Here is a 14,899-nt window from a genome sequence, read left to right on the forward strand (position 1 = left end):
TGTCACTTTTGGTGTTGATTGAAGACGTTGAAGCAGTGAATTTCCAACATTGGAAGGGGCCTTTCATCCTCCCCTGGAAGGGGAGGTGGCAGGCCGCAGGCCTGACGGAGGGGTGTCCAGCTTTCCGGAGAGGGTTACACCCCTCCGTCGCGCTGGCGCGCGCCACCTCCCCTTTCAGGGGAGGATTGAGGTCACCTTACCCCCACCGCCGCGGCATCCGGGCGACGCGTATCCGCCGCGCCAAGGAAGCGGTCACCCTCCACCATGATCGACTGGGTGCTGCCCATCGTATTGGACGGTCGCACGGTGTGCCCCTTCGCCTCCAGCAACGGCACGATATCCGGCGAGAAGCCTTCCTCCAGCTCCAACGGCGCGTCGCCGCCGCCCTGGTTGATGCGCGGGCGTTCGGCGGCTTCGGCAACGTTCAAACCGTGATCGAGTACGTTCGACAGCATCTGCACCATCGTCGCGATGATATAGCCGCCGCCGGGCGTGCCGGTGACCAACCAGGGCTTGGCGTCCTTGAACACGATGATCGGCGTGATCGTCGACCCCACGCGCTTGCCCGGCACAGGCTTGGTTGCCGGGTTGGCCGAGCGGCCCCAGGCAAGGTTGCCGAGCGAATTGTTCAGCAGCACGCCCGTGCCCGGCGCGACCACATGCGCGCCATAGCTGGCCGATAGCGTGTAGGTGTTGCTGACCGCATTCCCCGCTGCGTCGGCGACCGAGAAGTGCGTCGTATCCTTGCTTTCGAACGGATAGGGATTGCCGTCCGCGACATCCTTTGCACCAAGCGACGTGTCGGGGCGGATCAGCTTCGCGCGTTCCTCGGCATAGCCCTTGCTCGCCAGGCCCTTGGTCGGCGAGCGCCAGTCGGGTCCGCCGCCGACCAGGCGACGATCGGCCGACACCAGCTTCATCGTTTCCGATAGCAGGTGGAGGTTGGCGACCGAGCCCCAGCGCTGTTCCTTGACCGCGAAGCGTTCGAGGATGTTCATCGCCTCGGCCACCGACACGCCCGAGGCGGTGGGGGGCATGTAGGCGATCTGTGACCCGCGGTAGCTCGACCAGATCGGCGCGGAGACGACCACCTTGTAATCGGCCAGATCCTGCGCATCGATCACGCCGCCGCCGGCCTTGATTCCCGCCGCCAGTTTCTCGGCGAAGGGACCGGTGTAGAAGGCGTCGCGACCGCCCGCGGCGATCAGCTTCAACGTCGCGGCGAGATCGGGCTGCTTCCACGTCTCTCCGGCGGTATAGGCCGTGCCGTCGGGCTTGAAGAACATGGCGAGGGCGGCAGGATCGTCCGACATCGCCTTCTTCTGCGCGGCGTTGGCGCTCGCCTCGTCATCGGACAAGGCGACACCATTTTCCGCCATCGCGATCGCGGGTGCGATCAGCGTGCCCCAGGGCAGCGCGCCGTACAGCTTGTGGGCGGCCCACAGCCCGGCGACCGTGCCGGGAATGGCGACGCCCTTCATCGAATAATTCTTGTCCGGATCGACCCGGCCGTTGGCACCCAGCAGCAGGTCGGGCGTCGTGTTGCGGCTGGCCTGACCGTAATAGTCGATCGCGATGGTCGAGGCGGGCTTGCCGTTCCTGGGGGCCATGTGGATCAGCATATAGCCGCCACCGCCGATATTGCCCGCGCGCGGCAGCGTGACGGCAAGCGCGAAGCCCATCGCCACCGCAGCGTCGACCGCGTTGCCGCCCTTGCGCAGAATGTCCGCGCCGACCCGCGACGCGATGGCGTTCTGGCTGACCACCATGCCGCCGCGACCGACGACCGGTTTGTGGATCTGGTCGTAGGCGACGATGTCCCCGCCGGTGCCCTGGCGCGGGGCGGGGGCGGGGCCTTCTTCCTGCGCGGAGAGGGGTTGGGCGACGAGCATGGCTGCCAACGCCACCAATGCCGTTCGCCCTGAGCCTTTCGAAAGGCTGCCCTTCTTCGTGCCGCGGGCGGGTGTGGCTCGGAAGAAAGACAGGGCTTCGACACGCTCAGCCCGAACGGATTTGGTGGCGTGGTACATGCTCAGAACCTCGACTGCAGGTTGACGTACCAGTAGCGCGCATAGGGCTGGTACAGCGCGCCCAGGAAGCCGTCGGTGCTGAGCGGCGGCTGTTTGTCGGTCAGGTTGCGCACGCCCATGCGGAAGCGGTGGCGGCCTTCGCCGTCGCGGCGGCTGCCGAAGCTGACCTGGCCGTAGAGGTTGAGCGTAGTCCGCCCGTCGACCTGCCACGGCACCCCGTTGATCGTCGCGCCGGTATCGTCGACGTCGCTGACGTAGCTGGTGAAGGTGCCGATCTGGAACGGCCCCTTCGACCAGGTCAGCGATCCCGTGACGCGCCATTCGGGCTTGCCGTTGACGCGGACCTGGTCGCCGCCGTCCGAAATGACGGTGTCCTTGTTGATCGTGCCGGCCGCGCGCGCGTCGATCAGCGTCTGGACGTCGGGCGAGGGGGTGAGGAAGTAGGTCTTCAGATATGCGGCATTCACATTAGCCGTAATCCGGCCGATGCCGAAGTCGCGGACGCGCCAGTTGAAGCCGAAGTCCCAGCCCGACACCGTCTGCGGCTGCAGATTGCGATACTGGTCGCGGACGAACAGCACGCGGCCGGCCGGCGCCAGGCCCGAACCCTGGAACAGCGCGACGTCGTCCGCGGTCGGATCGGCACGGATGACGTTCGGGTCGGTCTGGCCGCCGACGCGCAGCAGATAGTCGTTGATGAGCGCATTGCCCTCACCAAAGATGCCGACGATGTCGCGCTGCTTGATGCGCCAGTAATCGGCGGTCAGCGTGATGCGGCCGATCGCGCGATCGAGGAAGTGCGGCTGGAGCACGACGCCCGCCGTCACGTTGGTCGACTGTTCGGGTTTCAGGTCCGGGTTGCCGGCGCGCTGCGCGGTGGTGGCGAAGCTCTGGCCGCAGGCGCTCCAGGTGGCGATGACGCCGCGACGCAGCTGCGCCTCGCACCGGATCGGGTCGAGCCGCGTGTTCGAACGGGTGACCAGGCGCGCATTGACCTGTTCGAGGTTGGGCGCGCGGAAGCTTTCCGCGTACGACCCACGCAGGCGGAGGCCGTTGACGATGTCCCAGGCGCCGGCGATCTTAGGCTTCGCGACCGATCCGGCGTCCGAATAATGTTCGGCGCGGCCGGCGACCTGGAATTCCAGGCGCTCGACGAACGGGATGTTCATCGACGGCGACACGACCGGCACGGCCAGTTCGACATAGGCGCCGTACACGTTGCGACGGCCGCTGGTGTCGGGCGAGTTGCTGGTGCCGACCAGGTCGGACACGTTGACGAAGCCGGTCACGCTGTCGGTGAACTGGATCGTCCCGTCGACACGCGGATCACGGTCGTCGAGCTGCGTCTCGCGGCGCGCTTCCGCCCCGAACGCGATGCCCAGGTTGCCGCCGGGCAGGCGGATCAGATCGGCCTTCGACCCCTTGATGTCGGCCAGCGCCAGCGTCGCCTTGCTGCGGCGGGCGGTGGTGATGCGGATCGCATCGATTGCCGCGCGGTTCGACGGCGTCGCGTCGCGCAGGCTGGGATTGTTCACGTCGGCGCCGTTGAACGGGTTATAGGCGTCGGGCGTGTTGAGCGCGAGCTGCTGCTGCAACAGCGTCGCACTGATGCCGGTCGAACGGTCGGTGACCTGCGCCTCGGAATAGAGTGCCGCCGATTCCCAGTCGATGCCGAGCGCCTTGAACCGGACACCCAGCAGCCCGCGCCACTGGTCATTGTCGACGGTCACATAGTTCGGGCCGAAGTCCGAGAAATTGTAGCTGGTCAGCGTCACCGCCAGGCCGGCGGCGGGCGTGTTGAGCCCCGGAATGCGGTTCGCGCTGCCGGTCGGGCCGAACGGGTTGTAGTAGTTGCTGGCCGGGATCACGATCGGACCTGCGGCAAGCGTGCCGGGCGAGCTCTGGATGCTCTCGGTCGACGCCTTGTAATAGCCTGCCTCGCCGAACAGCTCGACGCCATCGGTCAGGTCGTAGTGGCCGTTCGCGAAGAAATTATAGCGTTCGACCTTCGGCAGGATCGTGCGGTTGTACGCCTGGGTCGCGTCGAAGCGGGTGTTGCGGTCGGCAGCGGCGGTGTTGTTGCCGTCGTCGATGCAGATCGCGGCGTTCGACGGGATGGCGGCAGAGCAGCCGCCGTTCGCGGTCGGTTGGATGTGGAACACGCCCGCGGTGCTGGTGACCAGCGCGCCGCTGGTTCCGGTGCCGACACGGACGGGCACGCCGCCGCGGGTGGTGAAGACGCCCCACGGGGTGATGGTCGAGCGGCCGTCGATCGCGGTCGAGCCTTCCAGCCCGGTGCCGACGAACAGCGGCTGCTTGTTGTCCGACGCGGTATAGTCCTGGTCCGCCGCGCGCAGCATCGTGCGGCTCTCGCGGCTGGCGTAGAGCGTGATGTTGCCGCGCCCGCCCAGGTTCGTGCCGGCGAGCACGTTCAGGCTCGTCTCCAGCAGGTTGGTGTCCTCGGCAAAGCCGATCTGCCCTTCGAACTGGACGCCCGAGTAATCGGACTGGAGCACGGTGTTCACCACGCCCGCGACCGCGTCCGACCCGTAGATGGCGGCGGCGCCGTCGCGCAGCACTTCCAGCCGCTCGATGCCGAAGCTCGGGATGGTGTTGCTGTTGACGGTCAGGACGGGAACCAGGTTCTCGTTCGCGCGGCTGGTTGGGTGGTTGACGACGCGGCGGCCGTTGATGAGGACCAGCGTGTTGCCGACGCCCAGGTTGCGCAGGTTGACCGAGCCGACGTCGCCGCGCGCGGCGTTCGAGCTGTTGGGCAGATAGCTGGCGTTGAACGTCACGTCGCCCAGTTGCGGGATCGCGCGGAGCAGGTCGTCGCCCGACGTCGCGCCGATCGCGGCGAGGTCGTCCTGGCTGACGACGGTGACCGGCAGCGCGGCGGTGACCGACGTGCCGCGGATCTGCGAGCCGACGACGACGATGTCGCCGCCCGGCGCCTGGCCCGACGCCAGCGCGTCCTCAACCTGTTCGGTGGTCGGCGTCGGCGTGGGCGGGGCCGGCGTTTCCTGCGCGGTCTGCGCCGCGACCGGCGCCGCCGCGATCAGTGCGCCGCATGCCGCGGACAGCAGCAACATATGCTTCATGATCAACCCCCCTGTGATCTCGTAATGGCCACCGCCCCCGCGGTGTCGTCGATTGCCGACGGTATAATCGCCTTCCTCGCGCCCGGAAGGCGATAGGTCCATAGTGGTTGTTACGCTTTCAAGACATTTCGAATGGCTGCGTGGCACCGTGGCAACAGTTTGTTGCGCGAAGTTGCAATGAAGTGTTTGAAATGCGTCGTGCGGCCCTCAGGCCCGTTGCGCGTCGCTCACCGCATCAGCCGCGCGCAGCGCCGCGAGCAGCTTCGTCAGATGCGCCGCGTTGCGAACTTCGACGTCGATCGCATTGGTGTGGAACGTCGTGTCGCGGTCGTCCATGCGCAGGCCCAGGATGTTGGCCTTGTGCGCGCCGATGACGGTCGCAACCGCGCCCAGGGCGCCGGGTTCGTTCTTCAGCGTGACGCTGATCCGCGCGATGCCGCCCTCCGCGGTGTCGCCCCACGCCAGATCGACCCAATCGCCGTCGTCGCCGATCTGCGGACAGGCGATCTCGTGGACGACGATGCCTTCGCCCTCGCGCCGGATACCGACGATACGGTCGCCCGGCACCGGCCGGCAGCATTCCGCGAGGTCGAAGGCGACGCCCGGCGTCAGGCCGGTGATGGTGATCGCGTGGCGCTGCGGCGGCGCCTTGTGCGCGTCCTCGCCGCCTGCCGAACCGGGCATCAGCGCCTCCATGACCTCGGCATCGGAGAGCTTGCGCAGCGCAATCGCCTCGAGCAGCGCGTCCATGTCGGTCAGTTTCAGCCGACGGATCGCCGCCTTGACGGCATCCGCCCCGACCGCGACGGGCAGGCGCTGGAGGATGTCGTCGTACAGCTTGCGGCCCAGCGCCAGCCGCTCGTCGCGCTCCTTGTGGCGCAGATGCCGACGGATCGCCGCACGCGCCTTACCGGTGATGGCGAAGGTCAGCCAGTTCGACTGCGGCATCTGGCCCTTCGATCGCAGGATCTGCACGCTGTCGCCGTTGGTGATTTCGGTGCGCAGCGGCACCACGCGGCCATTGATCTTGGCACCCACCGCCTGGTCGCCGAGATCGGTGTGGACGGCGTACGCGAAGTCGATCGGCGTCGCGCCCTTGGGCAGCTGGATCAGCTCGCCCTTCGGACTGAAGGCGAAGATGCGGTCGGCGTACATCGCCATCCGCGTGTGTTCGAGCAGTTCCTCCGGGCTTTCGGCGGCCTCGAGGATTTCGACCAGGTCGCGGACCCAGCTGACCTGCGTGTCCGGGCGCACCGCATCGGCCTTGTACGCCCAGTGCGCAGCGATGCCATATTCGGCCTGCGCGTGCATCGCATGGGTGCGGATCTGGATTTCGATGCGCGTATTTTCGCCGATGAACACCGATGTGTGGAGCGAGCGATAACCGTTGCGCTTGGGCGTCGAGATATAGTCCTTGAACCGCCCCGGCACCATCGGCCATTTGCGATGGATGACGCCCAGCGCGCGATAGCATTCCTCCTCGGTCGCGACGATCGCGCGGAAGGCCATGATGTCGCTGAGCTGTTCCAGGCTGACGTGGCGCTCCGACATCTTCTTCCAGATGGAATAGGGATGTTTCTGGCGCCCGCCGACCTCGGCCTCGATGCCGGCACGGGTCAGCAGCGAGTGAACGGTCTCGCCGATCTTCTCGATCCGGTGACCTTCGTCTTCCAGTGCGGTCAGGCGTTTGGTGATCGATTCATACGCCTCGGGTTCGAGCTGACGAAAGGCGAGCGTCTGCATCTCCTTCATGAACTCGTACATGCCGATCCGCTCCGCGAGCGGGGCGTAGATGTCCATCGTCTCCTTGGCGATGCGGCGGCGCTTCTCGGGCTTCGCGATGAAGTGCAGCGTGCGCATGTTGTGGAGGCGGTCGGCCAGCTTCACCAGCAGAACGCGGATGTCGTCGGACATCGCCAGCAGGAATTTGCGCAGGTTTTCGGCGGCGCGCTGGCTTTCGGTCTGCGCCTCGATCTTGCTGAGTTTCGTGACGCCGTCGACCAGCCGCGCGACATTGGCGCCGAACAGCCGCTCGATCTCTTCGGGCGTGGCGACCGTGTCCTCGACCGTGTCGTGGAGGATCGCGGTCGCGATCGTCTCGTCGTCGAGCCGAAGGTCCGTCAGGATACCCGCGACCTCGATCGGGTGGCTGAAATACGGGTCCCCGCTGGCGCGCTTCTGTGTCCCGTGCGCGTTGACGGAAAACACATAGGCGCGGTTCAGCATGGCCTCATCGGCCTGGGGGTCGTAGCTCAGGACCCGATCGACGAGTTCATATTGGCGCAGCACGACGCCAAGATGGGATAGCGTACTGCTGCATTGCAATGCTTTTGTGCCGCTGACCCGGATTAGCGGGCGCGGGCGTTGCACTTGGCGAGCGCATCCTCACCGAACGGCGTGCCGCCGGCCGAGAAGCTGCTGAGCGCGCCGACGCGCTGGACCACCAATTCGCACAGGACGGCGTCGCGTTCGCCGGCGCGCGGGGCGGTGCAGGTGCCGCCGGCGCATTTCCACATGGTCGAACGGGTGACGACGCTCGCCTTACCGAATTCGGCCTTCGGCGTGGCGCTGTAATAGCCGGCCTGGGCGATAGCGGGGGCGGCGCTGGTTACGGCGACGAGGGCGGCGGCGAGTGCGGCAACAGTCTTCATGGAAAATTCCCTGCTGAGCATGAGTTTCGATTCGCTACCTAAACGACCTTCGTGTAAGTTGCAATCGGAAACCTATGCTGCCGTGCAGCGGAAATTTGGTTCGAATTCGCCTAATTTTAGGCGTAGGGTGCGGAAATGGTGTCGAAAGTCCGAGAGCCACTGAGGGAATTGGCTGCGACGTGCAGCCTGCCCGCGGCGCTGGAAGCGATGGGGGAGCGCTGGGCGTTCCTGATCCTGCGCGCCGCGTTCAACGGCTATCATCATTTCGAGGAATTTCAGTCCGAGCTGGGGATTGCGCGCAACATCCTGGCCAATCGGCTGGCGCGGTTCGTCGACCACGGCATCCTCGAACGGCGGGCGATGGCCGACGATCGCCGCAAGATCGAATATCGCCTGACCGACAAGGGACACGCGCTGCTGCCGACGATGGTCGCGCTGCGCCAATGGGGCGAACGCTGGGAAACGGGCAAGCCGGCCGATCCGGTTCTGGTCGATGCGCGAGACGGTCAGCCGATCCGTCCGGTACGGGTGCTGAGCCAGGACGGGCGCGAGCTGGAGAAGGAGGACCTGAAATGGGTGCTTCGCGCCGATCTGGAAAGCGACATCGGCTGAACCCGGCCATTCGTTGGCGGGGCGGGGCAGGGCGCTCCTGTTCCCGTTCGCCCGGAGCCTGTTGGGCACCCACCAAAGTCTTACATTGATGGGACCCTGGCCGCAGGGCCGTTCGGCGATACGACCGTATGCCCTCTCGGCACGAAGAACGGTGCTTCGACACGCTCAGCCCGAACGGTGTGTTGGTGGTATTGCGCGCCCTACACCATCAACCGCACACCCACGATCGCCAGGACCACCGCCAGCACCGGCGCCAACGCGCGGTCGGATACGCGCGTCGCGATCAGGCTGCCGATGATGATGCCCGGCACCGACCCGATCAGCAGCGACGCCAGCAACATCACGTCGACCGATCCCAGCATCCAATGTCCGACCCCTGCGAGCAACGTCAGCGGTACGGCATGGGCGATGTCGGACCCGACCAGCCGATTGACCGGCAGGCCGGGATAGAGGAGCAGCAGCGCCGTCATTCCCAGCGCGCCGGCGCCGACCGACGTCAGCGACACCAGAACGCCCAGGATGGCGCCGACCACGATCGTCGCCCCGGCCACGCGATGCTCGCCCATCGGCGGGAAGCGGGCGATCCAGCGTGTGATCCGTCCGCGCAGGAGGGTGCCAACCGCCGACAGCAGCAACGTCACGCCCAGCAGGATGCTGACGACGTGACCGGTATCCGCCTGGCGGACGCCGGCGCGTTGCAGCAGGATCAGCGTGACGATCGTTGCCGGCAGGCTGCCGGTCGCCAGTCGTCGGACGACGCGCCAGTCGACCGTTCCGCGCCAGCCGTGCACCGCGGTGCCCACCGTCTTGGTCGCCGCGGCATAAAGCAGGTCGGTACCGACTGCGGTGACGGGATGAAAGCCGAAGGCCAGCACGAGCAGCGGCGTCATCAGCGATCCGCCGCCGACCCCGGTCAGGCCGACGATCATGCCCACAGCGACGCCGGCAAGCGAATACAGCGGGTCGATCGCGGTCATGAGCGGCAGGTATCGGACATGACGCAGGTGTGGCGAAGCGTCGGAGGAGGCGCCAGACAGTTTTTGTTTGCCGGGCGGCGAAGGCGGCGGGTTCGGCCGTTCACTGTCTACGAACTGCCCGAGCCCTGTCCGCCAAACCGCTCGTGCTCCGGCGCCAGCCAAAGCCTTGGCCGACGCAGACCCTTGGCGGCCATGGCTCCGGCTCGCGCCCGAGCCCATCGTTTCCTTCGGGCGAGGGTAACCTTGGGGGAAAAAAGGGCGCCGACCGCGCGATACCGCGGCCAGCGCCCCCGTCATGTCCGCCGCGCAAATGCGGCGGTGGGATCAATATTCGACCCGGACCGCCTTCAGCTTGTACGCACCCAGCTTGTCCTGCACACTGTCCTTGCCCGCCAGATGGCCGGCGCCGACCGCGACGAACACGGTGCCCGGCTGCTTCATGCGCTCGGAGATCCACGTCGCCCATCGAGCGTTGCGGTCATACAGGATGGTCTTCGCGACCTCGGGCGAATCCTTCATGCTTTCGTTCAGCGTTTCCGCCAGCTTGTCCGGGGCGCCGGCGGCCCAGTCGCTGACCATCGTTTCCATCGTCTGGCCGATCTTGGGCATCTCGTCGACGGTGCTGCTCAGGAAATCGCTCTGCGCCTTGGGCGACAGTGAATCGAAGAAGCCGATCTGCTGTTCCGCCGTCTCCAGCCCGCTGACGGTCTTGCCGGCGGACTTGGCAGCGGCGGTCAGCGTCTTTTCCGCGCCGCTGTTGGGATCGTAACCCGCCTTCATCAGCGGGATCAGGCTGAGGTTCACCGCGGCGAACCACGGCTTGTAATTGTCGAACGCGGTCGCCGGCAGGCCGAGGTCGGTCATCGCCTTCACATATTTGCCGCGCGTCGGTTCGGGCAGGCTGGCGGTCAGCGTCGTACCGGCGGGCTGCGTCGCCTTCGACATCACGATCTGCTGCATCGTCGCCGCATTGGGCTCGACCATTTCGAGCACCAGTTCCTTCGACCCGTCGAACGCAGTCTTCACCGCTTCGTCGAACCAGCTGAGGCCGGGCTTCAGCACGTGGACCGTGCCGAACAGATAGATCGTCGTGTCCTCGTCCTTCATCACCCACAGCGCAGGATCGGCGTCCTTGGCGGCGGGGGCGGGGGCCTGCTGCGCGCAGGCGGGCAGCGCCAGGAACAGGGCTACGGCGGAGAGCGAAGTTTTCATCAAGCGGTTCATGAACAGCGTCCTTCGTGTTGAAAAGGGAAAGTCGGGAAATTCAGCGATATTTGCGCCACAGCCACACGCCGCCGGTTGCGACCAGCACCAGGGCGTAAAGGGCGACCGGATCGACCGGGCGGACCAGATCGGCGCGGGCGAGCACCCACCAGACCGGGCCGCCGATGCTCAGCGCGTAGAAGCCGGCGACCGCGCCGTCGCGGTAGGCCTCGCGCTCATGTTCGTCGACGACGCGTTCCCAGCGCCAGGAGATGATCGGCATCACCACGCCCCACAGCAGCGCGAGAACGATCGCCAGCCACACCGGCAGCGGCCCGTTGAGCATCGCGTCGCTCAGATTATCACCCTTGCGATGCCCGCCGAGCGCCGTCAGCGCCAGCACCAGGCCGACCGCTCCGCCCAGCACGCCCGAAATCGCGAGCAACCGGTGGTTGGCGCGTTCCGATGCGCTCTTTTGTACCGTTCGCCGCTCAGTCATTGCCGTCACCATCGTCGAACACCTCCTCGATCTTCATGTCGAACAGGCGACCGATCTTGAACGCGAGCGGCAGGGACGGGTCATACTTCCCCGTCTCGATCGCGTTGACCGCCTGGCGTGACACGTCGAGCCGCACGGCCAGGTCGGCCTGGCTCCAGTCGCGTTCGGCGCGCAGCACCTTGAGGCGATTCTTCATCTCTACCTCCTGTTGCATGGCCCGTGATCTCCGTCACTCATTTTGTGTCACCGTCCCCTGACCCAATGTCAGGTTTCCATGACTAAATGACAGCGAGTCGCGACTGTGTCAACAAGACCTGACAAAATGTTTTGTGTTCTTGTCAGTTTGGAGTTCCGTGGCGTTTGCCTTGCTTGACCCTCCGGCGCCCGTGCGGCAGTGCGGCAAACGTGACTGACACCCAACCGCTCTCCTTCCAGCGCATGATCCTGACGCTGCACGACTATTGGTCGGCGCGGGGCTGCGTGATCCTGCAACCCTATGACATGCGCATGGGCGCGGGGACGTTTCACCCCGCGACGACGCTGAAGTCGCTGGGGCCCGATCCGTGGAAGGCGGCCTATGTCCAGCCGTGCCGCCGCCCGACCGATGGCCGCTACGGCGAGAACCCCAACCGGCTGCAGCATTATTACCAGTATCAGGTGATCCTGAAGCCGAGTCCGCCTGATCTGCAGGAGCTGTATCTGGGCAGCTTGGCGGCGATCGGCGTCGACATGGCGACCCATGACATCCGCTTCGTCGAGGATGATTGGGAATCACCGACGCTTGGGGCCTGGGGTCTGGGCTGGGAAGTCTGGTGCGACGGGATGGAAGTCACGCAGTTCACCTATTTCCAGCAGATGGGCGGCTTCGACTGTCTGCCGGTCGCGGGCGAGCTGACCTACGGGCTCGAGCGCCTGGCGATGTACATCCAGGACAAGGACAACGTCTACGACCTGGCGTTCAACGACGACGGCGTGACGTACGGCGACGTGTTCCTGGAAAACGAGCGCCAGATGTCGACCTGGAACTTCGAGGTCGCCGAGACCGACGCGCTGTTCGACCTGTTCCGCAAGGCGGCGGCCGAGTGCGAGAACGCGCTTGCGCGCGGCCTGCCGATCCCGGCGTACGAACAGGCGATCGAGGCGAGCCACATCTTCAACCTGCTGAACGCGCGCGGCGTGATCTCGGTCGCTGAGCGGCAGGCCTACATCGGCCGCGTGCGCGACTTGGCGAAGGGCAGCTGCGCGGCGTGGATGGACAAGAACGGGTGGACGGCGTGATGATCCGATTTGGCAATCCTCCCCTGCAAGGGGAGGTGGCGCGCGCCAGCGCGACGGAGGGGTGTAACCCTCTCCGGATAGCGCGACACCCCTCCGTCAGCCCTGCGGGCTGCCACCTCTCCTTGCAGGGGAGGATGAGCTGATGACCGATTTCCTTCTCGAACTCCGCTCGGAGGAAATCCCGGCGCGCATGCAGGGGCGTGCGCGCGAGGATCTGGCGAAGCTGTTCGAAGCTGAACTCGCGAAGGCGGATCAGTTTACCGGCCCGATAACGACCTATTCGACGCCGCGCCGGCTAGCGTTGATCGCGACAAACCTGCCTGACGCAACCGAAGCTCTGGACCTTGAAATCAAGGGGCCGCGAACTTCGGCACCTCCCGCGGCGCTCGATGGTTTTCTAAGAAAGAACGGCCTCACTCGCGATGACCTGATTGAAAGCGATGGGGTGTGGTTCGCAACGATTAAGCGTCCGGGGCGGCCGATGCAGGAAGTCTTGGCCGAAGCGATCCCGGCGATCGTCCGCGCCTTCCCTTGGCCCAAGTCGATGCGCTGGGGTGCGGCGTCGGCCTCGACCGAGTCCCTGCGCTGGGTCCGCCCGCTGCAAGGCATCGTCGCGCTGTTCGGCAGCGACGTGATCGACTGCGAGGTCGCCGGCATCCGCAGCGGCGCCGCGACCGTCGGCCACCGTTTCCACCATCCGGGCGCGATCACGATCGGCTCGGCGGCGGATTACCTCGAGAAGCTGCGTGCGTGCCACGTCATCGTCGACCAGGCCGAACGCGCCGGCATCATCGCGATGGGCGCGACGATGCTGACCGCCAACGCCGGGCTCACGCTGATCCGCGACGAAGGGCTGCTGGAGGAGAACGCCGGCCTCACCGAATGGCCGGTGCCGCTGCTCGGCCGGTTCGACCCCGAATTCCTGAGCGTGCCGCCCGAAGTCATCCAGCTGACCGCGCGCGTGAACCAGAAGTATTTCGTGTGTAACGACGCCGACGGCAAGCTCGCCAACGCCTTCGTCTGCGTCGCCAACATCGATGCGACCGACGGCGGCGAGAAAATCGTCGAGGGCAACCGCAAGGTCCTCGCCGCCCGCCTGAGCGACGCGCGCTTCTTCTACGAAACGGACCTCGAGACGAAGCTCGAAGAGCTGACGCCGAAGCTGGAAAAGATCGTCTTCCACGAGAAGCTGGGCACGGTCGCCGACAAGGTCGACCGCGTCGCTAAGCTGGCGCGGTGGCTGGTCGAAGAGGGGATCGTAAAGCCCTCTCCCCTTCAGGGGAGAGGGTTGGGAGAGGGGGACACTGTCTCACCGAGCCCGTCGCCCGCCGCACCGCCCCGCTCCCCGACCAGTTCCGGGTCAACATCGCCCCACGATGTTGAGGTTGTGCCGGGGGCACAACCGACCCGGAACTCCCCTGAAGGGGAGAGGGAGCAGTTGGCCGACCTCGCCGAACGCGCCGCCCGCCTCGCCAAGGCCGACCTCGTCACCGGCATTGTCGGCGAATTCCCCGAACTCCAGGGCCTGATGGGCGGCTATTACGCCGCCGCCCAGGGCGAAGACTCCCGCGTCGCCGCCGCGATCCGCGATCATTACAAGCCGGTCGGGCAGGGCGACGCCGTGCCGACCGATCCGGTGACGGTGGCTGTCGCGCTGGCGGACAAGCTGGACAGCCTGTGCGCATTTTTTGCAATCGGCGAGTTTCCGACTGGATCGAAGGACCCATTTGCTCTTCGGCGCGCGGCGCTTGGCGTAATTAGGTTGTTGATTTTCAATCGATATCGGGCTTCGTTCTCCAAGATTGTCGACACCTGGACGCTCGATTATCTGGCACGACGTGTAATAAATTTTGTCGGTGAAGATATAGCATTTCGAGAAATTCTTCGTGCTCGGGTTGACTCAGCTGCGCGTGATGAGTTGGCAAAGAAGTATGACGAATCTTCTGTCGACAGGCTTTTGACGGTCGCCGAGAATGAGCTTCAGGTGACTAGTAAGCTTGGTAGATACGTCGGCGAATTCTTCGCCGACCGCCTGAAGGTCCAGCAGCGCGAAGCTGGCGTCCGCCACGACCTGATCGACGCGGTGTTCGCATTGGGCGGCGAGGACGACCTCGTCCGCCTGCTCGCCCGCGTGCACGCGCTGCAAGCCTTCGTCACGTCCGAGAACGGCAGGAATCTGCTCGCCGGCTATAAGCGCGCCGCGAACATCCTGAAGAAGGAAACGTTCGAACAGGGCGAGAACAAGTCGCTTTCCTACACGCCCGAACCGGCCGAAGAGGCTCTGCGTACCGCGCTCGATTCGGCCGAGCCGCGGGCGAAGGCGGCCGTGGCGGCGGAGGATTTCGAAGGGGCGATGGCGGCACTGGCGAGCTTGCGCGCACCGATCGACGCGTTCTTCGAGAGCGTCACGGTGAACGATGCCGATCCGGACAAGCGCGCCGCCCGCCTGGGGCTGCTCGCCCGCATGCGCGATGCGGTGCATGCGGTGGCGGACTTCTCGAAAATCGAAGGTTGAGACAGCCGCGCGCACGTCTCAACTTTCTCAACT

Annotated in this window: 11 protein-coding genes; 3 read left to right on the plus strand and 8 right to left on the minus strand. The window is 65.8% G+C overall.

Annotated features, from left to right (window positions below):
• Positions 1-191: 191 nt before the first annotated feature.
• From ggt to JW805_04535, 4 genes are all read right to left on the minus strand, one after another.
• On the minus strand, positions 192-1,907 hold the full coding sequence (ggt, locus tag JW805_04520; protein ID MBN2971277.1) for a gamma-glutamyltransferase: 1,716 nt from the start codon (positions 1,905-1,907) through the stop codon (positions 192-194).
• A 125-nt stretch (positions 1,908-2,032) separates the two neighbouring features.
• Positions 2,033-5,131, minus strand: coding sequence for a TonB-dependent receptor (locus JW805_04525; protein ID MBN2971278.1), 3,099 nt, complete (start codon positions 5,129-5,131; stop codon positions 2,033-2,035).
• A 207-nt stretch (positions 5,132-5,338) separates the two neighbouring features.
• Complete coding sequence (locus JW805_04530; protein ID MBN2971279.1) at positions 5,339-7,420, minus strand: bifunctional (p)ppGpp synthetase/guanosine-3',5'-bis(diphosphate) 3'-pyrophosphohydrolase; 2,082 nt, start codon at positions 7,418-7,420, stop codon at positions 5,339-5,341.
• Positions 7,421-7,479: 59 nt separating this feature from the next.
• On the minus strand, positions 7,480-7,782 hold the full coding sequence (locus JW805_04535; GenBank protein MBN2971280.1) for a hypothetical protein: 303 nt from the start codon (positions 7,780-7,782) through the stop codon (positions 7,480-7,482).
• A 135-nt stretch (positions 7,783-7,917) separates the two neighbouring features.
• Here JW805_04535 and JW805_04540 point away from each other — a divergent pair, with 135 nt between their 5' ends.
• A complete protein-coding gene (locus JW805_04540; GenBank protein MBN2971281.1) occupies positions 7,918-8,394 on the plus strand; it encodes a helix-turn-helix transcriptional regulator in 477 nt (158 codons plus the stop codon).
• 200 nt (positions 8,395-8,594) lie between these two features.
• Here JW805_04540 and JW805_04545 read toward each other — a convergent pair whose 3' ends face one another.
• The 4 genes from JW805_04545 to JW805_04560 all read right to left on the minus strand — a co-directional run bounded on the left by JW805_04545 (position 8,595) and on the right by JW805_04560 (position 11,269).
• The gene (locus JW805_04545) at positions 8,595-9,371 is read right to left on the minus strand and encodes a sulfite exporter TauE/SafE family protein (protein ID MBN2971282.1); all 777 of its coding nucleotides are present in this window, start codon (positions 9,369-9,371) and stop codon (positions 8,595-8,597) included.
• A 324-nt stretch (positions 9,372-9,695) separates the two neighbouring features.
• Entirely contained in the window at positions 9,696-10,583 is an 888-nt protein-coding gene (locus JW805_04550; GenBank protein MBN2971283.1) for a TraB/GumN family protein, read from the minus strand.
• A gap of 52 nt (positions 10,584-10,635) precedes the next feature.
• Complete coding sequence (locus tag JW805_04555) at positions 10,636-11,073, minus strand: hypothetical protein (protein ID MBN2971284.1); 438 nt, start codon at positions 11,071-11,073, stop codon at positions 10,636-10,638.
• Positions 11,066-11,269 (minus strand): helix-turn-helix transcriptional regulator, encoded by a 204-nt coding sequence (locus tag JW805_04560; protein MBN2971285.1) that lies wholly within the window; start codon positions 11,267-11,269, stop codon positions 11,066-11,068. Before JW805_04560 ends, JW805_04555 begins: the two co-directional genes overlap by 8 nt.
• A 242-nt stretch (positions 11,270-11,511) precedes the next feature.
• Between JW805_04560 and JW805_04565 the strand changes: the two genes are divergently transcribed.
• Complete coding sequence (locus tag JW805_04565; protein MBN2971286.1) at positions 11,512-12,351, plus strand: glycine--tRNA ligase subunit alpha; 840 nt, start codon at positions 11,512-11,514, stop codon at positions 12,349-12,351.
• Positions 12,352-12,493: 142 nt separating this feature from the next.
• A complete protein-coding gene (locus JW805_04570; protein ID MBN2971287.1) occupies positions 12,494-14,866 on the plus strand; it encodes a glycine--tRNA ligase subunit beta in 2,373 nt (790 codons plus the stop codon).
• The last annotated feature ends 33 nt before the right edge of the window (positions 14,867-14,899 follow it).

It is taken from the genome of Roseomonas aeriglobus (assembly GCA_016937575.1).
In the GTDB taxonomy this organism is placed as follows: domain Bacteria; phylum Pseudomonadota; class Alphaproteobacteria; order Sphingomonadales; family Sphingomonadaceae; genus Sphingomonas; species Sphingomonas aerigloba.